This is a genomic window from Streptomyces sp. RKND-216 (assembly GCF_004795255.1).
In the GTDB taxonomy this organism is placed as follows: domain Bacteria; phylum Actinomycetota; class Actinomycetes; order Streptomycetales; family Streptomycetaceae; genus Streptomyces; species Streptomyces hazeniae.
This window is the reverse complement of record NZ_SSBQ01000002.1, coordinates 5180001-5203200: the sequence shown is the minus strand read 5'-3', so window position 1 is coordinate 5203200 and position 23200 is coordinate 5180001. Positions and strand designations below refer to the sequence as shown.

The following is a 23200-nucleotide window of genomic DNA, read 5'->3' as shown; positions in this document are numbered from 1 at the left end:
ACGCGCGCCGGACGACGTTCTCGGGCGCCCCCGCCCCGACGGCGGCGCGAGGGGGTGCGTCAGCGCCGGAGGCCCAGGAGCTCGTCGTAGACCGCCAGCACATGGGTGACGCGCTCTTCTCCGGTCGGGAGGGCGGCGGCGCGCTCGGCGCACGCGGCACGCAGCCGGGCGAGCCGTACCGGGTCGCGGAGCAGTTCCGCGACTGTCTCGCCCAAGGCCGTCGCGTCGCCGGGCTCGGTCAGTGCCCCCGCTTCCCCGACGAGTTCGCGGGCGCCCTCACCCCGCCGGGTGGCTCCCGCGACGGGGACCCCGGCGCGCAGCGCCTCCTGGGCGAGGAGCATCGCCGACGCGCCGCCCTCCGGCAGCAGGACCAGGTCGGAGGCCCGCAGCAGGTCCAGTGCGTCGTCCCGTCGGCCGGGCAGCGTCACCGGGAGGTTCTCGGCGACGATCTGCCGTTGCAGCGCCGCCCGTTCGGGGCCCTCCCCGGCAACGACGGCGAGCGGCGGCCGCTTCAGGCCGCGCCACGCGCGGGACGCCGCGACGACCGTGCCGTAGCCGTGCCGCGCGTCGAGGCGGCCCAGGGAGAACAGCAGGGGCCGGTCCACGGCGCCGATCTCGGCGCGGGTCTTGTCCCGGCTCTCCGCCGCGCCGCACGGGGGCGTCGCCGGCACCGGCAGCGTGACGGGTGAGAGGCGCGCGTCGCGGGCACCGCGCCGCCGGGCCCGGTCGACCTGGCGCGGGGTCGGGCAAAGGACGACGGCCGCTGCCCGCGCGGCCCGCCGCTCCAGCGTGCGCAGCAGCCCTTCGCGCGGACCGTCGACGGGCTCGCGCTCGTGCCAGCCGACCACGAGCGGCACCCGTCGGCGTGTCAGGTCCCGGGCGAGGGAGGCCAGGGCGGCGGCCCGCAGCCCGTGGGCGTGCACCAGGTCGGCGCCGGTGAGGGCCGAGCGCAGCGCCATGACCGCTTCCGGTTCCGTGCGGGCGTGGGCGGGGAGGAAGGCCGCGCCCGAGGAGGCGTCGGGGCAGGCGGACCCGGCCTCGGGCGGCGCGTGCACCGTGACCCGCACGCCGTGCGCCACCAGCCCGTCGGCCAGCGCCCGAAGGCTCAGACAGGCCAGGGCGGACGGAGGCTCCTGCCCCAGCCCGGGTGACGTGCCGCCGAGCACGTGGACGACGTGCACGGGGGCGCCGCCGTGCGGCGGCGGGGTCGGCTCGGCGCTGCGGATCACGGCGGGGCAGGCTCCTGGACGCGGTGGCGGTCGGTGGTGCGCGGGAGGCGCGGGGTGCCGGGCGCGGGGTGTGCGCGGGCGCGTGACAGTCTGACAGGTGCTGCGGGTTCATCCGACCGCGCCGGGCCGCCGGTCTCCCGTGATCGCCGTGTAGAGCCGCTGGGTGGCGGGCGAGGATTCGGTCGCCAGCTCCTCCCGCAGCCGTTCGCGCAGCAGCAGGTAGCTCCGTACGGCCTCGGCGCGTCTGTCCTGCCGTGCGCAGACCTCCATCAGGACGCGCCAGGCGCGCTCGCGCAGCGGGTCGTGGCCGATGACGTGGCGGGCGTGCACTTCGGCCTCCTCGCAGGCGCCGGTGGCGAGGAGGCCGGCTGCATGCCCCTCCAGCGCCCACAGCCAGTCCAGCGCAAGCCGTTCGCGTTCCCGGCGGACCCAGTCCTGGCCGAAGCCGGGGAGGAGGCCGCCCCGGTACAGCGCCAGGGCGTCCTCGCAGGCCTGGCGGCGCGCCCGGCCCGTGCTGCGCCGGGCCGTCCCGACCTGGGCCTCGAACCGCGCGAAGTCGGCGGTGACGCGCACCTCGTGGGCGATGCGGTAGGAGCCGGCACGGTGCTCCACGTAGTTGGCATCGGGGCGCTAGGGCGGGCGCAGGGCGTGCCGGAGGAGACGCCTGGTGCTGCGCAGACGCACCTCGGTGCGGCGCACGTCGTCCTCCGGCCAAAGGAGGTCGAGGAGTTCGTCGCGCGTGGCGCCGCCGTTCGCGACCAGGTACACGAGGATGAGCTGTGCGTGCAGCGACGTCCACCTGTCGGGCGGCACGGGGGCGCCGACCCGGACCTCGTAGCCGCCCAGGCACCGCAGGTCCAGGCCCGGCAGCGGTTCGGCAGCCGCGGCGGACAGCGTCTCGGCGACGCGGGCGCGTACGGCCGGGCTGTCGTCGTGGTGGCCGGCCAGCAGCACAACGCCCGTGGAGAGGGTCGGCCGGAGAGCGCGATGACGGCCCAGGTGCGCACCCGCTCGTCCGGGGAGGCGAGCAGATCAGCGGCAAGGGATGCGAGGGAGTCGTCCCCGCCGCCATCGGCTACCGGGAGCGCGACGGCCACGCGGTCGGCGACGGGCGGGAGGAGGCTGCGCAGCCGCCCGGCGATGAGCGGGGTGAGGCCGGGGTAGCGGCCCATGTCGGTGACGAGTGTGGTGACGTGACCGGCCAGCGCCTCAAGGTCGCCGCGGTCGTGGGCGTGCCGGGCTGCGACGGTGTGCCGGCGCAGCGCCTGGTGGCGGCGGAAGAGGGCGCCGCTTCGGCGAGGCGTCCGGCGCCGGCTGCGGCACCGTGCAGCGCACCGGCGTCACCGTCAACTACCCGCAGGGGCAGTGCGCCAGCTCGTCCAGACCGCCGCCAGGGTGAACTCCGGCGACTCCGGCGGCGCTCTGTTCGCCGGCCGCACCGCATTCGGCATCACCTCCGGCATGGGCGGCGGAAGCTCCTACTTCCAGCCCGTGCGTGAGGTCCTCAACCGCTACAACGTCCGCATCAACTGAACACGGCTCAGCGACGGCCGCAGCACCCCGGATCCGTCGGCGGTGCGCCGGACGGCCGGTCCTCCCTGCGGTGGCCGGTCACCCGCGGCGTGGCGCACGGTCACGCCTCGGCGCGGGCGGCCTCCAGCAGTTCCTCCGCGTGCGCCCGCGCCAGCTCCGAGTCCTCCTGACCGGCGAGCATCCGCGACAGCTCCCGCACCCGGTCCTCCCCGTCCATCGCCTGCACGCCGCTGCGCGTGACGCTGCCGTCGTCGGTCTTCTCCACCACCAGGTGCCGGTCGGCGAACGCCGCCACCTGCGGGAGATGGGTGACGACCACGACCTGCGCGGAACGGGCCAGCCGGGCCAGGCGTCGCCCCACCTCGACCGCCGCCTTGCCGCCCACTCCCGCGTCGACCTCGTCGAACAGGTACGTCGGCACCGGGTCCGAGTCCGCGAACACGACCTCGACGGCCAGCATGACCCGGGACAGTTCGCCACCGGAGGCGCCCTTGGCGACCGGCCGGGGCGGCGCCCCGGGATGCGGGGCGAGCAGCAGCTCCACCTCGTCGGTGCCGTGCGGCCCGTAGGCGTAGGCGCCACCGTCGATCTCCAGACCCTGCGGGTCCTCCGTGCGGCGCAGCGCGAACGACACCCGGGCGTGCGGCATGGCCAGTTCGCCCAGCTCGCCGGTCACCGCGTCCGCGAACCGCTTCGCCGCGCCCGTACGTGCCTCGGTGAGCTGTGCGGCCAGACCGGCCAGCTCGGTGCGCAGCGCGTCGCGTTCCGCGGCGAGTTCGCCGATCCGGTCGTCGTCGCCCTCGAGTTCGGTGAGCCGGGCGGCGCTGCGTTCGGACCAGGTGAGGACGCCCGCGATGTCGTCGGCGTACTTGCGGGTGAGCTGCGTCAGAGTGGCTCGGCGCTCCTCGACCGCGGCGAGACGGAGCGGGTCGGCGTCCAGGTCGTCGGCGTAGCCGGCGAGTTCCCCGGCGACGTCGGTGAGCAGGATGGACACCTCGCTCAGCCGGTCGGCGAGGGCGGCCAGCGCCGGGTCGTGGGCGCGTACCGCCTCCAGCGCGCGGTGGGCGCCCGCGACCAGCGCGTTCGCGTCCACGCCCTCGGGATCGGCGGGGTCGCCGGCGAGCGCGCCGTGCGCCGTGGCGGCGGCCGAGGCGAGGGCCTCGGCGTGGCGGAGACGTTCCGCCTCGGCGGCCAGCTCGCCGTCCTCCCCCGCGCGGGGCTCGGCGGCGGCGATCTCCTCGATGCCGAACCTCAGGAGGTCGGCCTCCTGCGCCCGCTCGCGGGCCCGGGTGGTCAACGCCTCCAGCTCCAGCGTGACCGAGCGCAGCCGCTTGTAGGCCTCGCCCCAGGCGGCGAGCGGCCCGGCGACGGCGTCGCCCGCGTACCGGTCCAGCGCCTGGCGCTGGCGGGAGGGGCGCAGCAGCCCCTGCTGGTCGGTCTGGCCGTGCACCGCGACCAGGTCGTCACCCAGGTCGGAGAGCAGCCCGACCGGGACGGACCGGCCACCGACGTGGGCCCGGGAGCGGCCCTCGGCAGAGACGGTACGGCTGACCAGCAGCGCGTCCTCGTCCAGTTCGGCGCCCGCCTCGGCGGCCCGTACGGCCGCGGGGGCGTCCGGTGCGACGACGATGCGGCCCTCCACGACGGCGGACCTGGCTCCGACCCGCACCAGGGCGGCGTCGGCACGGCCCCCGAGCAGCAGGCCGAGGCTGGTGACGACCATGGTCTTGCCCGCGCCGGTCTCGCCGGTCACCGCAGTGAAACCGGGCGACAGCTCGACGACGGCGTCGTCGATCACGCCGAGGTCCTTGATCCGCATCTCCTGCAACACGGATACGACCATACGAGGTTCCCTGCCGGAAACCACCCCCGGCCGTCGTACGCCCTCCCTGCGGGGCCCTCCGCACGGGTGCACGAGCCACGGCGGCACGTCCGCCCGTGCCGGGCGTGTCGGCACGGCAACGGCACCTGACCTGCACCGGGCGTCCGTGGTCATGACACCGAGCGCGGGTATGCTCATGATCGGCGTACCGGGGCCGAGGGGGCGTGCCGGTCGGAGCGAGCAGGGGGACGCGGCATGTCCGGCGAGGCGGGGAACGGTTACGAGGTCCGGAAGAGCGGCATGGCCGGCGAGGCCGGCAAGCTCGACCGGGCGGGCGACGACGTCGGCGACATCCGCAAGGCGGTCGACATGCAGGTGTGCTACCCGGCCGACACGCTGGGCGGCTCGGACTCGGGCCCGGCCCACGACGGTTTCGCCGACGCCTGGCAGGCCGAGGCGAAGGTGTTGGAGGCCGCGTTGCACGAGCTGGCGGACAAGGTCCGCATCTCGCAGCAGAACTACCAGGGCGCCGACGCCTTCGCGCAGAACGGGCTGAACTCGGCCGTCGGCGGAGACGGCCTGACGACGATGCCCGCCCCGGCCACGCTCCCCCACCCGGGGGTCACCGGCGGACCGGCGCCCGGCGAACGCCCCGCAGTCATCGGCGACCCGCCGCTCGTCGGTGGGCCCGTGCCCGGCGAACGCCCCGCCGCCCTCGGCGACCCGCCCCTCGTCGGCGGACCCGCACCGGCCAGGCACACGCCCCCGGGCCTCGCCGACTTCGGCTGAGCCCCACCGCAGCAGGCCTCACCGAACCTCCGCATCTCCCGTCGTGCGCCCCGACGGCCGCGCCCGCCGCGGCCGGCCCGGTGAGCGCGTCCGCCGTCACCCACCCACCACCCACGGGGCGAACACGTCATGGCCGCAGTAGGCGAATCCACCACCGACCGCAGGGAAGCGATAGCCGGACACCGGAAGTCCGTCTCCGACGCCGGGGACAAGAACACCCTGCTCGACGCGATCGGCAAACTGCTCGACGTCTCGGCACCCGTCGGCTCCCCGAGCACGCTGGACGGCCTCGCGAAGACGTACAAGAGCCAGGCCGACGACGCCGGGGACGTGCAGACCCGCGTCGAAGCGGTGGCCAGGTCCGGCCTCCCCTCGGTCTGGGTGGGCGGCACGGGCGCCAGGGCCGCCGAGGTTGTGGCCGCCGCCGGCCGTTCCGCCGAGCAGATGGAGGAGGCGTTCCGCAAGGCGTCGAAGGCGCTGTACGACCTGTCCGACGCCCTGACCTCCGCGCAGTCGACCGACGAGTCCGGCCGCGGCCAGCTGCGTCGGGCCCGCACCATCCTCGGCGGCGAGGACGGCTTCTTCGACGACTGGGTGGAGAAGGACGCCGAGGAGGAGGAACGCAAGCGTGCTCAGAAGATCGCCGTCGGGGGCGCGGACGAGCTGCACGCGGCGGCCGTCAAGGCGGACGACGCGGCGCGGACGGCCGCGCGGGTGCTCAACAAGTTCGCCTCCGAGGCGCGCGCCGGACAGATGCGGACGGACGAGATCTCCGCCGCCGACCGCCTCGTCCTCGCCGACATCGGCCAGGTCGGCGGCCCGCTGGAGCAGAACGAGCTCCTGACGGCCAACGACCTGGAACGGTCGGGGCGTCACCTGGAGAAGATGAGCCCGCAGGAGCAGGTCGAGTTCGAACGGATGCTCGCCGACTCCGGGTCCCCTCAGGAACGCGCCTACCTCGTCAAGGCACTCGCGGCGGGCTACAGCCTCGACGAGGTCGGGGAGTTCCGCGACAAGATCCACGGCAAGGACCCGGTCTGGCTCCAGGAACACCTATCGCCCATCACGACGGGCTACGGCAGCAAGGTCGGCACCGAGGATCAGACGTTCGCGGCGGGGCGCGGAGACGAGAACTGGTCACAGGAGGGAGCCACGTGTGTGCCCTCCTCAACGGTCACGGCCCGTGCCATGGTCGACCCCGTGTACGCGCTGGAGCTGACCGGAGGGCCTTCGGGCCAGGAGGACGATCCTCAGGCGTTCAGAGAACGTCTCGGCGACGAGCAGATGCGCTTGCACGAAGAGGGAGACGGCAACTACGACGGCTGGTTCTCCGACACCCCTGCGGGCATGGACAACGAGGGGAAGACCGAGATCGTCAACGACGAGATCAGCCCGCATACCGGAAGCGGCTACGAGTTCGAGGAGACCCGCAGCGCGGACGCCCGCCGGGACGTGCTGCCGGAGATCGAGAAGTCCGTGGCCGAGGGCAAGCCGGTGCCGATCGGCGTGGAGGGCTACGGCCCGAACGGCCGTGAGGGGCACGCAATGATGATCGTCGGCCAGGAGGGCGACATGCTGCAGATCTACAACCCGTGGGGAACCACGACATGGGTAAGTGAGGACGACTTCGTCAACGGCAACATGCAGGCGGCTTCCGACGAACGGTTCCCCGACGCCTACGCCGTTCATCTGCCCGCCGACTGACGAAATGAGCACCATGCACCGCACCGCCCGCTCAACAGGACGAGGGTCCGCCACCTGCATTCTGCTGGTGTTCGCCCTCGCAGGCTGCAGCCTCTTCGGCTCCGACACACACGGCCTCGACGACCGGCGAATCCGAACCGAGGTGGGCGAGGAGTTCACCCTTTCCGTACCGCTCGACGTCGCCATGGGCGAGCACTGGTACGTCACCGTGCCCCGGCCCGACGACGCGGTCGTGCGCGATGTCGCCGACGAAGAGGACTGGGGCGGGAGCGGAGTCGGGGAGGGCGGCGCAAAGGGTACGCACTCCTTCCGCTTCAAGGCAGTGGGCGAGGGCACCACGAAGATCCGCCTCATCCAGTGCCCCTACACCGCCTGCACGGGCGGCGGGGACAGTGGCGGGCCGGTCGTGCCCAGCCCGGTCCCGAGCGGGAGCCCCACGCCCGACGCCGAGGACCGGGCGAAGATCCACACCTACACCGTGACCGTGAAATGACCGAGGCACGCATGCACTCCGCATCCACTCCCCCGCCCTCGTCGCGGACCGACGACGAGCTGGCGCAGGCCGATCCGGCGGCGATGCTGCGCTACGGACTGTCGTTCGGCGGGCCGCACCGCACCGCGCTGTTCGGCGACGGCGCCGTCGGTGCCGCCGTGCGCCTGGACCGGCTGGGCGTGCCGCCGCGCGCGGTGGCGTTCCTCGCCAAGGTCGTCCGCAGCGGCGGCGCCCGCTACGCGGCGGAACTGGAGGGGCCCGTGCCGGGCGAGGCCGCCGCGGAACAGGTCCGCGGCTGGCTGGAGACGGCGGCCACGGTCGTCACCGGGCCGGACGGCGACGAGCAGGCGGCGCGCTGGCTGGAGGCCGTCGCGGAGATCCTCTCCCTCCGCGTCACGACCCGCCGCTCCGCCGCCTAGGGGCGGCGGGCACCACGCCAGCCGGCCACCGGGAGGGCGAACTTCGCGACCAGGCGGTCCGTGAACGACGCGTGGTGCAGTCGGGCGAGACGTACCGGGACGGCGCCACGGCGGACCTCCACCCGGGCGCCGGCGGGGAGTTCGACGCTGCGGCGCCCGTCGCACCACAGGACGCCGTGCGGGGTCTGCCGCTGCACCTCCACGGCGAGCACCGATTCGGGCGCGGTCACCAGCGGCTTGGCGAACAGCGCGTGGGCGCTGATCGGCACCATGAGCAGGGCCTCCACCTCGGGCCACACCACGGGGCCGCCGGCCGAGAAAGCGTAGGCCGTGGAGCCGGTGGGCGTGGCGCAGACGACGCCGTCGCCGCCGAACCCGGTGACGGGCCGGCCGTCGACCTCGGTGACGACCTCCAGCATGCGTTCGCGGGCGGCCTTCTCGACGGACGCCTCGTTGAGCGCCCAGTCGGTGTGCACCACCTGGCCGTCGTTGCGCACCAGCACGTCGAGCGTCATACGCTCCTCGACCTCGTAGCTGCGGCCGACCACCCGGTGCACGACCCGGTCCAGGTCGTCACGTTCGGCCTCGGCGAGGAAGCCGACCCGGCCGAGGTTGACGCCGAGCATGGGCACACCCGACGCGCGCGCGAACTCCGCGCCGCGGAGCAGCGTGCCGTCGCCGCCCAGCACGACGAGCAGTTCGCAGCCGTCGAGCACGTCCGGGGCGGCCTCGACGGTCTCCACGGCGGGGGGCAGCGGCATGTCGCTGGCCTCGTCGCCCAGCACGCGCACACCAATGCCGTTGCGCAGCAGTCCCTGGACCACGAGTTCGGCGCTGCGGACGGCGGCGGGCCGCCCGGTGTGCGCCAGCAGGAAGACGGTGCGGGCGGCGTCGGCCTCCGCACGCGTCCCCGGGGTCGTCTCGGTCGCCTTCGTCGTCACTGGGGCCCCTCCGCCACCGCTCGTTCGACGTCCGCCGGATCCAGCTTCGGTGCACCGGCGCGCAGCCACAGGAAGTACTCGACGTTCCCGGACGGCCCGGGCAGCGGGCTGGCGGTGACGCCGCGCACGCCGAGGCCGAGGTGCGCCGCCCGTTCCGCCACCGTCCGCACGGCCTCCGCGCGCAGGGCGGCGCTGCGCACCACGCCGCCGCTGCCGAGCCGTTCCCTGCCGACCTCGAACTGCGGTTTGACCATCAGCAGCAGGTCGGCGTCGGGTGCGGCGCACCGGACGAGCGCGGGCAGCACGAGTCCGAGCGGGATGAACGACAGGTCGCCGACGACCAGGCCGACGGGCCGGCCGTCCACGTCCTCCGCGGTCATCTCGCGTACGTTCGTGCGGTCCTTGACGGTGACGCGCGGGTCGCTCTGGAGGGACCAGGCGAGCTGGCCGTAGCCGACGTCGGCGGCGACGACGTGTCCGGCCCCGGCCCGGAGCAGCACGTCGGTGAACCCGCCGGTGGACGCGCCCGCGTCCAGCGCGCGGCGGCCGGTGACCTCCAGCCCCTGCGGGACGAAGACCTCGAGAGCGCCGGCGAGCTTGTGGCCGCCTCGGGAGACGTAGTCCGGGTCGGCGTCGTCCTCCCGGACTACGAGAGCGGCGCTGGTCTCGACCTGGGTGGCCGCCTTGGTGGCGGTCGCACCGCCGACGGTCACCCGCCCCTCGGCGATCAGCCGGCTCGCGTGCTCGCGGGAACGGGCGAGCCTGCGGCGCACCAGTTCCGCGTCGAGACGCTTGCGTTGCGGGCGGGTCGCAGCCACGTGCGGGTCAGCTCCTGGTGTCGTGCCGGTCGAGCGCGGTCAGCGTGTCGCGCAGGCCGCGGTGCACATCCTCGTACACCTCGAGGTGGCCGGACACGGCGAGGTGGTCGGCGTCCTCCAGGCGCTGGAGCTGCGCGTCCACGTCGGGGTCGCCGGTCTGCTCGATTCGCACGCCGAGCGGCTGCGGACCATGGTCCTCCTCGTCCGGGCGGCCGTCGTGGTGCGCGTCGAGGCCGTCGTGGCGCGCGTCCGCAAGGGCGTTGGCGGGGGTCGCCGCCTCGGGCGGGCCGGGCTCGGTCGCATCGGGCTCGGTCGCTTCTGGCCCGGGCGTGCCGGGCCCGGACGTCCCCGGAGCTGGAGCCTCCGGAGCGGGCTTCGGCGCCGGCTCGGGAGCGGCGGGAGCGGGCGTGTGCGGACCCGCGCCGCCGTGCGTGCCCAGCGGGCGGCGCACGGGTCCGGGCGCCCCCGGTCCGTGCGGCGGCGGGCCCGGCAGCGGGCGGGGGCCGGGACGGGGTCCGGGCTGGTCCGGGGCGTCGCCGGGCGTCGCGTCGTTCATGGGGGCGACGCTACCCGTTCGGGGCGGGCGGTCGCGCGGCCCGTCGCGCCGACGGCGCAAAGTCGCCCCCGTGTGCGGGAGGCGGCTACCGCCGGCGGGCGGCCGGGACGACCAGGGGGGTGCCGGTCTCCGGGTCGTCGATGACCCGGCACGGCATGCCGAAGACGTTCTCCACCAGCTCCGCGGTGACGACGTCCTGCGGCCGCCCCTCGGCGACGACGCGGCCGTCGCGCATCGCGATGAGGTGGGTCGCGTACCGGGCGGCGTGGTTGAGGTCGTGCAGGACGGCCACCACCGTGCGGCCGTCCTCGTGCAGCCCGGCGCACAGGTCGAGGATGTCGATCTGATGGGCGATGTCCAGATATGTCGTGGGCTCGTCGAGCAGCAGCAGCGGCGTCTCCTGGGCCAGCACCATCGCGATCCACACCCGCTGCCGCTGACCGCCGGAGAGCTCCTCGACGAAGCGGTCGGCCAGGGCGGAGACGCCGGTGGCGGCCATGGCCCGGTCGACGATCCGCTCGTCCTCGCGCGACCACTGGCGCAGCAGGCTCTGGTGCGGGTAGCGGCCGCGTCCGACGAGGTCGGCGACGGTGATGCCGTCCGGAGCGAGGGAGGACTGCGGCAGGAGGCCGAGGGTGCGGGCGACCTGCTTGGCGGGCAGCGCCGCGATGTCGCGGCCGTCCAGCAACACCCGGCCCACGGCGGGCTTCAGCATCCGGGACAGGGCGCGCAGCAGCGTGGACTTGCCGCAGGCGTTGGGGCCGACGACGACGGTGAAGGACTCGTCGGGGACGGAGACGGACAGCGCGCGGGCGATGGTGCGCTGATCGTAGGCGAGGGTCATGTCCACCCCGGCGAGCCGGGTGGCGTCGATGCCGCCACCGGCCGCAGGGGACTCGCCCTTCGTCATCCGGACGCCCGGGCCGGTGCCGGTGAATTGCTTCATGTCGCGGGTCCTCTTCCTGTGCCCGGCCGTCCGGGCGTGCGGGGGCGGCGGGTCGGGCGGCGGGCGTCCGCCGTGGGCGGGCCGGCGGGGGTCATATCCGTCCCGCCCTGCGTTCGGTGGCCAGCAACCACACCAGATACGCGCCGCCCGCGACGCCGGTGACGACGCCGACGGGCAGGGTGTGTCCGGGTATCAGGCGTTGGGCGGCGAGGTCGGCGACGACCAGCAGCGCGGCGCCCATGAAGAGCGCCGGCAAAAGGTTCGGGCCGGGGGCGCGGGTCAGGCGCCGGGCGAGCTGCGGCGCGGTCAGGGCGACGAAGGCGACGGGGCCGGCGGCCGCCGAGGCGAAGGAGACCAGCAGGACGGCGGCGGTGAGCACCGTCAGGCGGACACGTTCGACCGGTATGCCCAGGCCGGAGGCCGCGTCGTCGCCCATCTCCAGCATGCGCAGCGGCCGCGCGCAGTACAGCAGGACGACCGGCAGCAGCACGACCAGCGCGACGAGCAGGGGCAGGGCGTCCTCCCAGCCGCGTCCGTCGAGGCTGCCGGTGATCCACAGCACGGCGCGCCCGGCTTCGAGGATCTGGGCGCGTGTGAGCAGGTAGCCGTTGACGCCGGTGAGGATGGCCATCACACCGATGCCGACGAGGACGAGGCGATAGCCGTGCACGCCCTGCCGCCAGGCGAGAAGGTAGATGAGCAGGCCGGTGGCGAGTCCGCCGACGACGGCGCCGAAGGCGAGCGCGGTACTGCCGCCGCCCACGAGGACCACGGCGGTGAGGGCGCCGGTCGCGGAACCGCTGGTGAAGCCGAGCACGTCGGGGCTGCCGAGCGGGTTGCGGACCACCGTCTGGAAGACGGCGCCGCCGAGGCCGAACGCGGCGCCCACCAGGAGGGCGGTGGCACTGCGGGGCAGGCGCAGCTCCTCGACGACGAACTCGTCGCCGGGCGCGCCGGAACCCGCCAGGACCCGGAGTACGTCCAGGGGGTTCATCGGGTAGTCGCCGCTGCCGGCGGCGATCGCGAACACGGCGCCGACCAGGGCGAGTACCGCGCAGCCGGTGCCGACGGCCAGGGCGCGGGGCCGGATGACGACGGAGCAGCTCCCTGCGGCGGCGCGTTTGACGCTCATGCGCGGGCCACCTTCCGCCGGGTCACGAAGTACAGGAACAGCGGGCCGCCGAGCACTGCGGTGACGATGCCGACCTGGAGTTCGGAGGGCCGGGCGAGGAGGCGGCCGGCCACGTCGGCGGCCAGCAGCAGGACGGGGGCGAGCACGGCGCAGTACGGAAGCATCCAGCGCAGGTCCGGGCCCGTGAGCGCGCGGACCATGTGCGGGACCATCAGGCCGACGAAGACGATGGGACCGCATGCGGCGGTGGCGGCGCCGCAGAGCAGCGTCACGGCCACCATGGAGCCTCTGCGGACCTCTGCGGGGCGGGCGCCGAGGGCCCGCGCGGAGTCGTCGCCCAGCGCGAGGGCGTTCAGCGGACGGGCCAGGGCGAGGGCCCCGACCGTGCCGATCGCGACGAACCACCCCAGGCTCTCGAGGATTTCCGGCCGTGTCCCGGCGAGCGAGCCGACCGTCCAGAACCGCATCAGGTCCAGCGACGAAGTGTCCAGCAGCATCACGGCGTTGACATAGCTGAACAGCGCGGCGTTCAGGGCGGCGCCGGCGAGCGCCAGGCGTGCCGGGGTGGCGCCGCGTCCGCCGCCGACGGTGTAGACCAGGACGGCCACGGCGGCGGCGCCGGCGAAGGCGAACCACACGTAGCCGGAGAAGCCGGTGATGCCGAGGAACGAGATGGCGGTGACGACGGACGCGGCGGCGCCGGCGTTGATGCCGAGCAGGCCGGGGTCGGCCAGCGGGTTGCGGGTCAGGGCCTGCATCACCCCGCCCGCGAGCCCCAGCGCGGTACCGACCATGAGCCCGAGCACCGTGCGCGGCAGCCGCATGTCATGCACGACGGTCCAGCTCCCGGACGTGTGGTCGGTCAGGCCGGCCCACACCTCTTCGAGGGAGAGGGCCTTGGCGCCGAGGGCGACACTCAGGGCGAGCAGCACGCACAGCAGCGCCAGCGAGGCGAGGAGGCCGGCGGCGCGTACGGCGTTCCGCCCGCGGGGCGGCCGGGGGCCCGGCGATGCCGCCCGGGGCGACTCCGGCGGCGGGGACTTGGTCAGCGACACGTACGCGGCTCCGGTCGGGGCCCGGTGACGCGACTCACCCGGCCACGGGACAGTGCTTTGTTAGGTTAACCTAACCTCGCACGCGGACCCTGCGGCCCCCCCCAGCACGTCCCAGGAAGGCACCTGCCATGTCTGAGCCCCGACCGTCCACTCCCACCAGGCGCGGCGTCATCGCGGCGGGCGGCGCCGTCGGCCTCGGCGCTCTGCTCGCCGCCTGCGGCGACGGCGGTCCGTCCGGGAAGAGCGGCGACTCGGGCGGGAACGACGGCGGCTCCTGGTCGTTCACCGACGACCGCAAGAAGAAGGTCACCCTGGACGCGGTACCGGACCGGATCGTGGCCTTCACCGGCACCGCCGCCGCGCTGCACGACTTCGGCATCGACGAGCAGGTCGTCGGCGTCTTCGGCCCGACGAAGCTACCGAACGGCAAGGCCGACCCGCAGGCCGGCGACCTCGACGTCGACCGGCTGGAGATCATCGGCAACGCCTACGGTGAGTTCAGCATCGAGAAGTACGCCAGGACCCGTCCCCAGGTGCTCATCACCAACACGTACGAGCCGGGTGCGCTGTGGTTCGTGCCTGAGGAGAGCAAGGACAAGATCGTCAAGCTGGCGCCGACCATCGCGATCACGGCGTCCCGCACCTCCCTCAAGAACGTCATCGGCCGCTACGCGGATCTGGCCGAGTCCCTGGGCGCCGACCTGAAGGCGCAGCAGGTCACCTCCGCGAAGGCGCGTTTCGAGAAGGCCTCCGAGCGGCTCCGCAAGGCCGCGAAGGCGAGAGGCGGCCTGAAGGTCCTGGCCTGCTCGGGCAGCAAGGACCTCTTCTACGCCTCCAACCCGGGGATGAGCGCCGACCTGATGTTCTTCCAGGAACTCGGCGTGCAGCTCGTCACACCGGACAACCTGGACGAGGGCGGCTACTTCGAGAGCCTGAGCTGGGAGAACGCCGACAAGTACGACGCCGACCTGCTCTTCCTCGACGACCGCACCGCGACGCTCCAGCCGGAGCAGCTGCAGGCCAAGCCCTCCTGGCGCGACCTGCCCGCGGTGAAGGCCGGCCAGGTCACCCCGTGGTCGAGCGAACCGCGCTTCTCCTACGCGGGCTCCGCCCCGCTGGTGGAGCGCCTGGCGAAGGCCGTCGAGGACGCCGCGAAGGTCGACTGACCCCGCGCACGGAAGGATTCCGTATGAGTGCCGCCGCTCGCAAAGCACCCGCGCCCGCCGCGCCGTTCGCGTTCTTCGAACTGCAGGTGGTGCGCACCCGCCGGCTCGGTCCGACGATGCTGCGCGTGACCCTCGGCGGCGAGGCCATGGCGGGCTTCGCGAGCGGAGGGAGCGACCAGAGCTTCTCGTTGTTCCTTCCGCACCCTGGCCAGTCCGCACCCGTCGTGCCGACGGGTCCGGACTGGTTCGCCCGTTACCGCGCGATGGACCCGGAGGAACGGGCCGTGATGCGCGCCTACACCGTCCGCGCCCAGCGCGCGGACGAGTTGGACGTCGACTTCGCCCTGCACGGCGACGGCGGACCGGCCTCGCGGTGGGCGCGGACCGCCGGCCCGGGCGACCGGGTGACGCTGCTGGGTCCGGTGGTTCCGGACAACAAGAGCGTCTGCTTCCGGCTCCCGGACGACGCCGACTGGGTGCTGCTCAGCGGCGACGAGACGGCGCTGCCCGCCCTCGGCGCCATCCTGGAGTCGCTGCCCGCGGGGCTGCCGGCCCGGGTGTTCGTGGAGGTCCCCGAGGCGGGCGACCTCACGGAGCTGGACACCACGGCCGACGCCGAGATCACCTGGCTGGTCCGGTCCGGCCGGTCCGGGCACCGTACGGACGTGGCGGTGGAGGCCCTGCGGTCGGCGACGCTGCCGACGGGAGCGCCGTACGCCTGGATCGCCGGCGAAGCGGGCACGGTACGCGCGCTGCGCCGCCATCTGGTGAACGAGCGCGGGTTCGCGCGCCGTGCCGTGACGTTCGGCGGCTACTGGCGGCTCGGCTCCTCGGAGGAGAAGCTCGCCGCCGAGGCCGAGGCCGGCCTCTCCCGCGTCCCGGAGGACTGAACCCCGCCTGCGGGCACCCCACGTGGGCTGCGGCCGCCCCCGTAGGAGAGCGCGCCCGCGCCAGACGGCCCCCGCCGTTACCAGCCCAGGCGGGCCAGTGCCTTGGCGGAGTCGAGGTCGCAACCGCCGTCGCCCCCGGCCGCCCAGGCGGCGCCGCACAGGGCACGCAGGCCGTCGACGGGGTCGCCGCCGCCCTCCAGGGCGAGCACACCTTCCGCGGCGCGTGCGCGCCAGCTGCCGCAGCGGAACCCGGTCACCGGGTCGCCGCTGGTCCCGGGGTGCGGGGCGAGCAGCCCCCGCAGGTCCGCGGCGACGTACGAGGGTCGGTGCGGCGGCGGCGCGGCCAGGAGTTGCGCCCCGTCCGTCACCCCCGTCATCACCAGCAAGGCGTCCACGCCACCGGCATGCGCGCCCTCGATGTCGGTGTCGAGCCGGTCGCCGACCACCAGCGGCCGTACGGCACCGGTGCGCAGGATCGTCTCGCGGTGCATGGGCGGCCGCGGCTTTCCGGCCACCTGTGGTTCGGGAGCATCCCGCATCCACCGGGTGGCGATCCGGACGACCTCCACAGCGGCGCCGTTGCCGGGGGCGATGCCCCGTCCGCTGGGAATGGTGAGGTCGGTGTTGGAGGCGTACCAGGCGGCACCGCGTCCGACTGCAAGCGCGGCCTCGGCGAGACGTCCCCACGCCAACTCCGGCCCGCCGTAGCCCTGCACGACAGCGGCCGGGTCGTCGTCCGCGGACTCGACCGTCTTTAGGCCGCGTTCGGTCAGCGCCACGCGCAGCCCCTCGCCGCCGACGCACAGCACGCGGGAGCCGGGCGGAAGCTGCTCGGCGACGAGACGCGCCACAGCCTGCGCGGAAGTGATTACTTCGTCCGCGGCGGCGGGCACGCCGAGGCCGGTGAGGTGGTCGGCCACGATCTGCGGGGTACGGGCGGCGTTGTTGGTGACGAACGCCTGCCGCATCCCGTTCCGGCGGGCGGCGTCGAGTGCCTCGACGGCGTGCGGCACCGCGGCGCCGCCGGCGTACACGACGCCGTCCAGGTCGAGCAGGGCGGTGTCGTACGCCTGGCTCAGTGCCGTCTCGCAGGCTCGCAGCATGGTTCTTCCCTGGTCCTCGGTCGGGTGTCTTCCCCACCGATCATCGCGTACCCGCCCCCTGGCGCCGTGCGCCGGTCCGCATAGCATTCCGGGATGCGCACTGACGGCAACGACGCCCACGACGCCCCTGCCCGGGCCACCGACGGCCTGCGACTGCTGCCCTTCCGCGGACTGCGCTACGTCCCGGAGCGCGTGAGTTCGCTCGCCGCGGTGACGTCCCCGCCGTACGACGTCATCGTGCGCCCCGACGGTGTACTGCACCTGGAGACGGCCGACCCGTACAACATCGTGCGGCTGATCCTGCCGCACACCGTCGACCCGGCGGCGCGGCACCGCCAGGCCGCCGACACCCTGCACCGATGGCGCGGGGAGGGCGTGCTGGCCGCCGACGGGACACCGGCGCTGTACGTCTACGAGCAGCGGCGCGGCGAGGTGCTGCAACGTGGGCTGATCGGCGCGCTGCGCCTGGACGGGCCGGTGCTGCCGCACGAGGACGTGGTCCCGGAGATCGTCGCCGACCGGGCGGCGCTGATGCGGGAAACCGCGGCCAACTTCGAGCCGCTGCTGCTCGCCTACCGGAGCGAGGGCACGGTCACGGGGGCGACCGCCGTGATCGAGGGCGCGCTGACCCGGGCCCCGCTCCTGACGACCACCACCGAGGACGGTTTCGCGCACCGCCTGTGGTCCGTGACCGATCCGGCCGAGATCGACGCGGTGTGTGCGGATCTCGCCTCCCGGGAGGCGCTGATCGCCGACGGGCACCACCGCTGGGCGACGTACCAGCGGCTGGCCGAGGAGCACCGCGGCGGAGGCGCCGGGGCGTGGGCCAGCGGCCTGGTGCTGCTGGTCGATTCGGCCCGCTACCCGCTCCAGGTTCGGGCGATCCACCGGGTGCTGCCGCGGTTGCCACTGGGCGACGCACTGGCGGCGCTGGACGGGGTGTGCCGGGTGCGGGCGGTGGACGGGCCGCTGCCTACGGCGCTGGAGGCCCTGGCCGGGACGCCGGGCAACGCCTTCCTGCTCTCCGGTGGGGGTTCGGCGGGAACCGGCGCGTTCCATCTGGTGGACTGCCCGGACCCGGACCTGCTGGCACGCACGGTCCGCACCGACCGGCCGGAGACATGGCGACGGCTGGACGCGACGGTCCTGCACTCGGCGCTGCTGGACGCCGTGTGGCGGGTCCCGGACCGGCCGTCGGACATCTCCTACCTGCACTCCGCGGAGGACGCGGTGGAGCAGGCGGGTCAGCGCGGCGGCACCGCCGTCCTGCTGCGCCCGGAGCGTGAGGAGACGGTGCGCGAGCTGGCCGGGCAGGGCGTCACCATGCCCCGGAAGTCCACCTCGTTCGGGCCGAAGCCCGCCACCGGCCTGGTGCTGCGCGACCTCGCGGACGAAGCCGGCTGAGGCCGGCTCCACTCGTCGGCACGCTGAACGATCCGATCGATCGTCCGGTTCGCCTGACACCGGGGGCGTGTGTGGAGAGGGCGGGCCCTGCCGGCCCGCGCCCTCCACACGTCGACTCAGGCCTGCGGCGGCTCTTCGCCGGAGTCGCTGTCGGCGCTCTTCGGCTCGGACACGGGCTCGGGCTCGGGCTGGGCCGCGGTGGTGCCTTCCGGGGCCTCCGGGGCCTCTTCCCGCTCGTCCTCCTCCCCGGCTTCCTCGTCGAGCGCGTCGAGGAACTCCACGCCGTCCAGTTCGGCCAGACGGTCGGATGCGTCGGTAAATCCGCCCTGGTCGGCCTCGAGCGCCCTGGCGAACCAGTCACGGGCCTCCTCCGTCCGGCCCACCTCGAGCAGCGCGTCGGCATAGGCGTACCGGAGACGCGCGGTCCAGGGCTGCACGGAGTTCGAGGCCAGTTCCGAACTCTGCAGCGTCACCACGGCCGCGTCGGCCTGGCCCATGTCGCGACGGGCGCCGGCGGCGACGATGCGCATCTCGACCTGTCCCGCCTTGTCGAGCTTCCGCACCTCGGACTCCCCGGCCATGGCCAGGGCACGCTCCGGGCGCCCCATCCCGCGCTCGCAGTCGGCCATCACGGGCCACAGGTGAACACCGCCGGTCATGCGCCGCGCCGCACGGAACTCGGCCAGGGCCTCCGCGTACTTGCCGACACCGTACGAAGCGAAGCCCGCCGCCTCACGGACCGCCGGAACGCGGGAAGCGAGGCGCAGTGCCACACGGGAGTAGCCGTAGGCCTGCTCGGGTTCCTCGTCCAGCAGCCGCCCGACCATCACGAGGTTCTTGGCCACGTCTTCGGCAAGGGTCTTGGGGAGGCCCATGAGCTCCTGGCGCACGTCACGCGGCACTTCCTCACCGGTGACGTCCTCAGGGATCGGCAGGCGCCGCAACGGCTGGCCGTCACCGCGCGAGCCGCCCCTGCGGTCGTCCCGTCGGCCGTCCCGACGATCGTCCCGTCGGCCGTCCCGACGATCGTCCCGTCGGCCGTCCCGACGATCGTCACGGCGGCCACCGCCCCTGCGGTCGTCCTGCCGGTCCCGGCCACGGAAACGGTCATCGCGCCGGAAGCCGCCGCGGTCGCCGCCCGGACGGCCGCGCTCACGGTCGTCACGGCGGTCACGGCCTTCGGTGCGCCGGTCCTCCCAGCGCCCGCCTTCGGAGCGCCGGTCGTTGCGCCGATCATCGCCTCGATGTCCGGCGCCACGATCCTCCCAACGGCCGCTCCTGCGGTCGTCCCGACGGTCGCCGGAGCGCTCGTCGCGCCGGTCCCGCCCACGGAAACGGTCGTCGTCGCGACGGGTGTCGCGGCGGAACCCACGCTCGTCGTCGCGTCGGGGGCCGCCGCTGTGGCTCGGCCGCTCGCCGTCGCCGTAACGCCCGCGGTCGCGGTCGCGGTCGCCGTAACGCCCGCGGTCACGCCCGCCGTCACGGCCACGGTCACCGTGGCCGCTGCGGGAGCCTCGGTCACGGTCCGAGCGCCGGTCGCTCTCGCCACCACGGCGCCCGTCGTCGCCCCGCCGGCCCTCGCCGTAAGGGCGCCGGCCGCCCTTGTCGTCGCGGCGGAAACCGCCGCGGTCGTCACCGCCCCTGCCCGGGCGGCGCGGACGGTCGTCACCCCGCCGCGGCGGCCCCTGGCGGCGGGGGCGCGCGGAATCGTCGTCGGACGAATTGGTGGACATGGGGTGACTCCTGTCTGAGATTTCCCTGTGGGAGAACGCAAAAATGCCGGTGGCTCCAGCGCATGTACGCTGGAGCCACCGGCTCTCAATGATTGTTCGGCGGCGTCCTACTCTCCCACGAGGTCCCCCTCGCAGTACCATCGGCGCAATGAGGCTTAGCTTCCGGGTTCGGAAAGTAACCGGGCGTTTCCCTCACGCTATGACCACCGAAACCCTATTCGAGCTGCCGAATGTGATCCGGCACTCAGAGTTCTAGCGAACAAGCACACTGTTCAATTGAAAGTCTGCTGGTTGTGGTCTCAGAACCCACACAGTGGACGCGAGCCTCTATGGACAAGCCCTCGGCCTATTAGTACCGGTCACCTCCACCCATTACTGGGCTTCCAGATCCGGCCTATCAACCCGGTCGTCTACCGGGAGCCTTAACCCCTCAACGGGGGTGGGAGTCCTCATCTCGAAGCAGGCTTCCCGCTTAGATGCTTTCAGCGGTTATCCCTCCCGAACGTAGCCAACCAGCCATGCCCTTGGCAGAACAACTGGCACACCAGAGGTCCGTCCGTCCCGGTCCTCTCGTACTAGGGACAGCCCTTCTCAAGACTCCTACGCGCGCAGCGGATAGGGACCGAACTGTCTCACGACGTTCTAAACCCAGCTCGCGTACCGCTTTAATGGGCGAACAGCCCAACCCTTGGGACCGACTCCAGCCCCAGGATGCGACGAGCCGACATCGAGGTGCCAAACCATCCCGTCGATATGGACTCTTGGGGAAGATCAGCCTGTTATCCCCGGGGTACCTTTTATCCGTTGAGCGACGGCGCTTCCACAAGCCACCGCCGGATCACTAGTCCCGACTTTCGTCCCTGCTCGACCCGTCAGTCTCACAGTCAAGCTCCCTTGTGCACTTACACTCACCACCTGATGACCAACCAGGCTGAGGGAACCTTTGGGCGCCTCCGTTACTCTTTAGGAGGCAACCGCCCCAGTTAAACTACCCACCAGACACTGTCCCTGATCCGGATCACGGACCCAGGTTAGACATCCAGCACGACCAGAGTGGTATTTCAACAACGACTCCACCCAAGCTGGCGCTTGAGCATCACAGTCTCCCACCTATCCTACACAAGCCGAACCGAACACCAATATCAAGCTATAGTAAAGGTCCCGGGGTCTTTCCGTCCTGCTGCGCGAAACGAGCATCTTTACTCGTAGTGCAATTTCACCGGGCCTATGGTTGAGACAGTCAAGAAGTCGTTACGCCATTCGTGCAGGTCGGAACTTACCCGACAAGGAATTTCGCTACCTTAGGATGGTTATAGTTACCACCGCCGTTTACTGGCGCTTAAGTTCTCAGCTTCGCCATCCCGAAGAATGACTAACCGGTCCCCTTAACGTTCCAGCACCGGGCAGGCGTCAGTCCGTATACATCGCCTTACGGCTTCGCACGGACCTGTGTTTTTAGTAAACAGTCGCTTCTCGCTGGTCTCTGCGGCCACCCCCAGCTCAAGGAGCAAGTCCCATCACCAGACGTGGCCCCCCTTCTCCCGAAGTTACGGGGGCATTTTGCCGAGTTCCTTAACCATAGTTCACCCGAACGCCTCGGTATTCTCTACCAGACCACCTGAGTCGGTTTAGGGTACGGGCCGCCATGAAACATCGCTAGAGGCTTTTCTCGACAGCATAGGATCATCCACTTCACCACAATCGGCTCGGCATCAGGTCTCAGACACAAGCCAGGCGGATTTACCTACCTGACGTCCTACACCCTTACCCCGGGACAACCACCGCCCGGGATGGACTACCTTCCTGCGTCACCCCATCACTCACCTACTACCAGCTCGGGCCACCGGCTCCACCACTCCGACTTCATCCGAAGAATCCACCGGCGGCTTCACGGGCTTAGCATCACTGGATTCGATGTGGGTCGCTTCACAGCGGGTACCGGAATATCAACCGGTTATCCATCGACTACGCCTGTCGGCCTCGCCTTAGGTCCCGACTTACCCTGGGCAGATCAGCTTGACCCAGGAACCCTTAGTCAATCGGCGCGCACGTTTCTCACGTACGTATCGCTACTCATGCCTGCATTCTCACTCGCATACCGTCCACAACTCGCTTCCACGGCTGCTTCACCCGGCACACGACGCTCCCCTACCCACCCACACGGTCGTTGGACCTATTGTGTGAGTGACACGACTTCGGCGGTGTGCTTGAGCCCCGCTACATTGTCGGCGCGGAATCACTTGACCAGTGAGCTATTACGCACTCTTTCAAGGATGGCTGCTTCTAAGCCAACCTCCTGGTTGTCTCTGCGACTCCACATCCTTTCCCACTTAGCACACGCTTAGGGGCCTTAGTCGATGCTCTGGGCTGTTTCCCTCTCGACCATGGAGCTTATCCCCCACAGTCTCACTGCCGCGCTCTCACTTACCGGCATTCGGAGTTTGGCTAAGGTCAGTAACCCGGTAGGGCCCATCGCCTATCCAGTGCTCTACCTCCGGCAAGAAACACACGACGCTGCACCTAAATGCATTTCGGGGAGAACCAGCTATCACGGAGTTTGATTGGCCTTTCACCCCTAACCACAGGTCATCCCCCAGGTTTTCAACCCTGGTGGGTTCGGGCCTCCACGAAGTCTTACCTCCGCTTCACCCTGCCCATGGCTAGATCACTCCGCTTCGGGTCTTGAACACGCTACTCAACCGCCCTCTTCGGACTCGCTTTCGCTACGGCTCCCCCACACGGGTTAACCTCGCAACATGCCGCAAACTCGCAGGCTCATTCTTCAAAAGGCACGCAGTCACGACCGCCGGAACAAGTTCCGACGGCGACGCTCCCACGGCTTGTAGGCACACGGTTTCAGGTACTCTTTCACTCCGCTCCCGCGGTACTTTTCACCATTCCCTCACGGTACTATCCGCTATCGGTCACCAGGGAATATTTAGGCTTAACGGGTGGTCCCGCCAGATTCACACAGGATTTCTCGGGCCCCATGCTACTTGGGTGCCGCACAAACGAGTTGCAGATGTTTCAGCTACGGGGGTCTTACCCTCTACGCCGGGCCTTTCGCATGCCCTTCGCCTACACCCACAATTTATGACTCGCCCAGCCGCCGGCAGACAACTGAAGTACGGTCCCACGACCCCGCATGCGCAACCCCTGCCGGGTATCACACACATACGGTTTAGCCTCATCCGGTTTCGCTCGCCACTACTCCCGGAATCACGGTTGTTTTCTCTTCCTGCGGGTACTGAGATGTTTCACTTCCCCGCGTTCCCTCCACACACCCTATACATTCAGGTGCGGGTGACAGCCCATGACGACTGCCGGGTTTCCCCATTCGGACACCCCCGGATCACAGCTCGGTTGACAGCTCCCCGGGGCCTATCGCGGCCTCCCACGTCCTTCATCGGTTCCTGGTGCCAAGGCATCCACCGTGCGCCCTTAAAAACTTGGCCACAGATGCTCGC

General features: G+C 72.0%; 21 protein-coding genes and 2 rRNA genes. 9 read left to right on the top strand and 14 right to left on the bottom strand.

Features of this window, described 5'->3' with window-relative positions; genetic code table 11:
- Nucleotides 1–59: 59 nt before the first annotated feature.
- The 3 genes from E4198_RS22840 to E4198_RS22830 all read right to left on the bottom strand — a co-directional run bounded on the left by E4198_RS22840 (nucleotide 60) and on the right by E4198_RS22830 (nucleotide 2183).
- The gene (locus E4198_RS22840) at nucleotides 60–1229 is read right to left on the bottom strand and encodes a glycosyltransferase family 4 protein (RefSeq protein WP_247597805.1); all 1170 of its coding nucleotides are present in this window, start codon (nucleotides 1227–1229) and stop codon (nucleotides 60–62) included.
- A gap of 108 nt (nucleotides 1230–1337) precedes the next feature.
- Nucleotides 1338–1841 carry a bacterial transcriptional activator domain-containing protein gene (locus E4198_RS22835; RefSeq protein WP_136184808.1) on the bottom strand — a complete coding sequence of 168 codons (504 nt, stop codon included), beginning with the start codon at nucleotides 1839–1841 and terminating at the stop codon, nucleotides 1338–1340.
- A gap of 18 nt (nucleotides 1842–1859) precedes the next feature.
- Nucleotides 1860–2183 (bottom strand): hypothetical protein, encoded by a 324-nt coding sequence (locus tag E4198_RS22830; protein ID WP_136184807.1) that lies wholly within the window; start codon nucleotides 2181–2183, stop codon nucleotides 1860–1862.
- A 294-nt stretch (nucleotides 2184–2477) separates the two neighbouring features.
- On the opposite strand from E4198_RS22830, the gene E4198_RS25855 reads away from it, so the two are divergent.
- The gene (locus E4198_RS25855) at nucleotides 2478–2762 is read left to right on the top strand and encodes a trypsin-like serine protease (protein ID WP_348771319.1); all 285 of its coding nucleotides are present in this window, start codon (nucleotides 2478–2480) and stop codon (nucleotides 2760–2762) included.
- Between the two features lie 100 nt (nucleotides 2763–2862).
- Here E4198_RS25855 and recN read toward each other — a convergent pair whose 3' ends face one another.
- A complete protein-coding gene (gene recN, locus E4198_RS22820) occupies nucleotides 2863–4605 on the bottom strand; it encodes a DNA repair protein RecN (RefSeq protein ID WP_136184806.1) in 1743 nt (580 codons plus the stop codon).
- A gap of 234 nt (nucleotides 4606–4839) precedes the next feature.
- Between recN and E4198_RS22815 the strand changes: the two genes are divergently transcribed.
- The 4 genes from E4198_RS22815 (at nucleotide 4840) to E4198_RS22800 (ending at nucleotide 7989) form a co-directional block, all read left to right on the top strand.
- Complete coding sequence (locus tag E4198_RS22815; RefSeq protein WP_136184805.1) at nucleotides 4840–5373, top strand: WXG100 family type VII secretion target; 534 nt, start codon at nucleotides 4840–4842, stop codon at nucleotides 5371–5373.
- A 129-nt stretch (nucleotides 5374–5502) separates the two neighbouring features.
- Nucleotides 5503–7077 (top strand): peptidoglycan-binding protein, encoded by a 1575-nt coding sequence (locus tag E4198_RS22810; protein WP_136184804.1) that lies wholly within the window; start codon nucleotides 5503–5505, stop codon nucleotides 7075–7077.
- Between the two features lie 4 nt (nucleotides 7078–7081).
- Nucleotides 7082–7570 (top strand): protease inhibitor I42 family protein, encoded by a 489-nt coding sequence (locus tag E4198_RS22805; protein WP_136184803.1) that lies wholly within the window; start codon nucleotides 7082–7084, stop codon nucleotides 7568–7570.
- Between the two features lie 11 nt (nucleotides 7571–7581).
- Nucleotides 7582–7989 (top strand): hypothetical protein, encoded by a 408-nt coding sequence (locus tag E4198_RS22800; protein WP_136184802.1) that lies wholly within the window; start codon nucleotides 7582–7584, stop codon nucleotides 7987–7989.
- Here the strand turns inward: E4198_RS22800 and E4198_RS22795 are convergent.
- The 6 genes from E4198_RS22795 to E4198_RS22770 all read right to left on the bottom strand — a co-directional run bounded on the left by E4198_RS22795 (nucleotide 7986) and on the right by E4198_RS22770 (nucleotide 13431).
- Nucleotides 7986–8930, bottom strand: a complete 945-nt coding sequence (locus tag E4198_RS22795) for an NAD kinase (RefSeq protein ID WP_136184801.1) — start codon at nucleotides 8928–8930, stop codon at nucleotides 7986–7988. The two genes, E4198_RS22800 and E4198_RS22795, sit on opposite strands and share 4 nt — an antisense overlap.
- Entirely contained in the window at nucleotides 8927–9748 is an 822-nt protein-coding gene (locus E4198_RS22790; protein ID WP_136184800.1) for a TlyA family RNA methyltransferase, read from the bottom strand. Before E4198_RS22790 ends, E4198_RS22795 begins: the two co-directional genes overlap by 4 nt.
- Nucleotides 9749–9755: 7 nt before the next feature.
- On the bottom strand, nucleotides 9756–10199 hold the full coding sequence (locus tag E4198_RS22785) for a hypothetical protein (RefSeq protein WP_136185568.1): 444 nt from the start codon (nucleotides 10197–10199) through the stop codon (nucleotides 9756–9758).
- Between the two features lie 190 nt (nucleotides 10200–10389).
- Nucleotides 10390–11148: an ABC transporter ATP-binding protein gene (locus E4198_RS22780; RefSeq protein WP_247597974.1), complete on the bottom strand. Its 759-nt coding sequence runs from the start codon at nucleotides 11146–11148 to the stop codon at nucleotides 10390–10392.
- A gap of 193 nt (nucleotides 11149–11341) precedes the next feature.
- Nucleotides 11342–12382 carry an iron chelate uptake ABC transporter family permease subunit gene (locus tag E4198_RS22775; RefSeq protein ID WP_136184799.1) on the bottom strand — a complete coding sequence of 347 codons (1041 nt, stop codon included), beginning with the start codon at nucleotides 12380–12382 and terminating at the stop codon, nucleotides 11342–11344.
- Nucleotides 12379–13431: an iron chelate uptake ABC transporter family permease subunit gene (locus E4198_RS22770; protein ID WP_136185566.1), complete on the bottom strand. Its 1053-nt coding sequence runs from the start codon at nucleotides 13429–13431 to the stop codon at nucleotides 12379–12381. Before E4198_RS22770 ends, E4198_RS22775 begins: the two co-directional genes overlap by 4 nt.
- A gap of 134 nt (nucleotides 13432–13565) precedes the next feature.
- Here E4198_RS22770 and E4198_RS22765 point away from each other — a divergent pair, with 134 nt between their 5' ends.
- Nucleotides 13566–14603 (top strand): ABC transporter substrate-binding protein, encoded by a 1038-nt coding sequence (locus E4198_RS22765; RefSeq protein ID WP_136184798.1) that lies wholly within the window; start codon nucleotides 13566–13568, stop codon nucleotides 14601–14603.
- Between the two features lie 23 nt (nucleotides 14604–14626).
- Nucleotides 14627–15493: a siderophore-interacting protein gene (locus E4198_RS22760; RefSeq protein ID WP_136184797.1), complete on the top strand. Its 867-nt coding sequence runs from the start codon at nucleotides 14627–14629 to the stop codon at nucleotides 15491–15493.
- Nucleotides 15494–15570: 77 nt separating this feature from the next.
- On the opposite strand, the gene E4198_RS22755 is transcribed toward E4198_RS22760, so the two are convergent.
- Nucleotides 15571–16596: an HAD hydrolase-like protein gene (locus E4198_RS22755; RefSeq protein WP_136184796.1), complete on the bottom strand. Its 1026-nt coding sequence runs from the start codon at nucleotides 16594–16596 to the stop codon at nucleotides 15571–15573.
- A 93-nt stretch (nucleotides 16597–16689) separates the two neighbouring features.
- On the opposite strand from E4198_RS22755, the gene E4198_RS22750 reads away from it, so the two are divergent.
- Nucleotides 16690–18000 (top strand): DUF1015 domain-containing protein, encoded by a 1311-nt coding sequence (locus tag E4198_RS22750; protein WP_136184795.1) that lies wholly within the window; start codon nucleotides 16690–16692, stop codon nucleotides 17998–18000.
- Nucleotides 18001–18116: 116 nt separating this feature from the next.
- On the opposite strand, the gene E4198_RS25230 is transcribed toward E4198_RS22750, so the two are convergent.
- Complete coding sequence (locus E4198_RS25230) at nucleotides 18117–18890, bottom strand: tetratricopeptide repeat protein (RefSeq protein WP_247597804.1); 774 nt, start codon at nucleotides 18888–18890, stop codon at nucleotides 18117–18119.
- A gap of 354 nt (nucleotides 18891–19244) precedes the next feature.
- Here E4198_RS25230 and E4198_RS25225 point away from each other — a divergent pair, with 354 nt between their 5' ends.
- Nucleotides 19245–19751, top strand: coding sequence for a hypothetical protein (locus tag E4198_RS25225; RefSeq protein ID WP_210732884.1), 507 nt, complete (start codon nucleotides 19245–19247; stop codon nucleotides 19749–19751).
- A 76-nt stretch (nucleotides 19752–19827) separates the two neighbouring features.
- Here E4198_RS25225 and rrf read toward each other — a convergent pair.
- Nucleotides 19828–19944: ribosomal RNA gene (rrf, locus tag E4198_RS22740) — 5S ribosomal RNA — on the bottom strand.
- 118 nt (nucleotides 19945–20062) lie between these two features.
- Nucleotides 20063–23188 (bottom strand): 23S ribosomal RNA (locus tag E4198_RS22735).
- Between the last annotated feature and the right edge of the window lie 12 nt (nucleotides 23189–23200).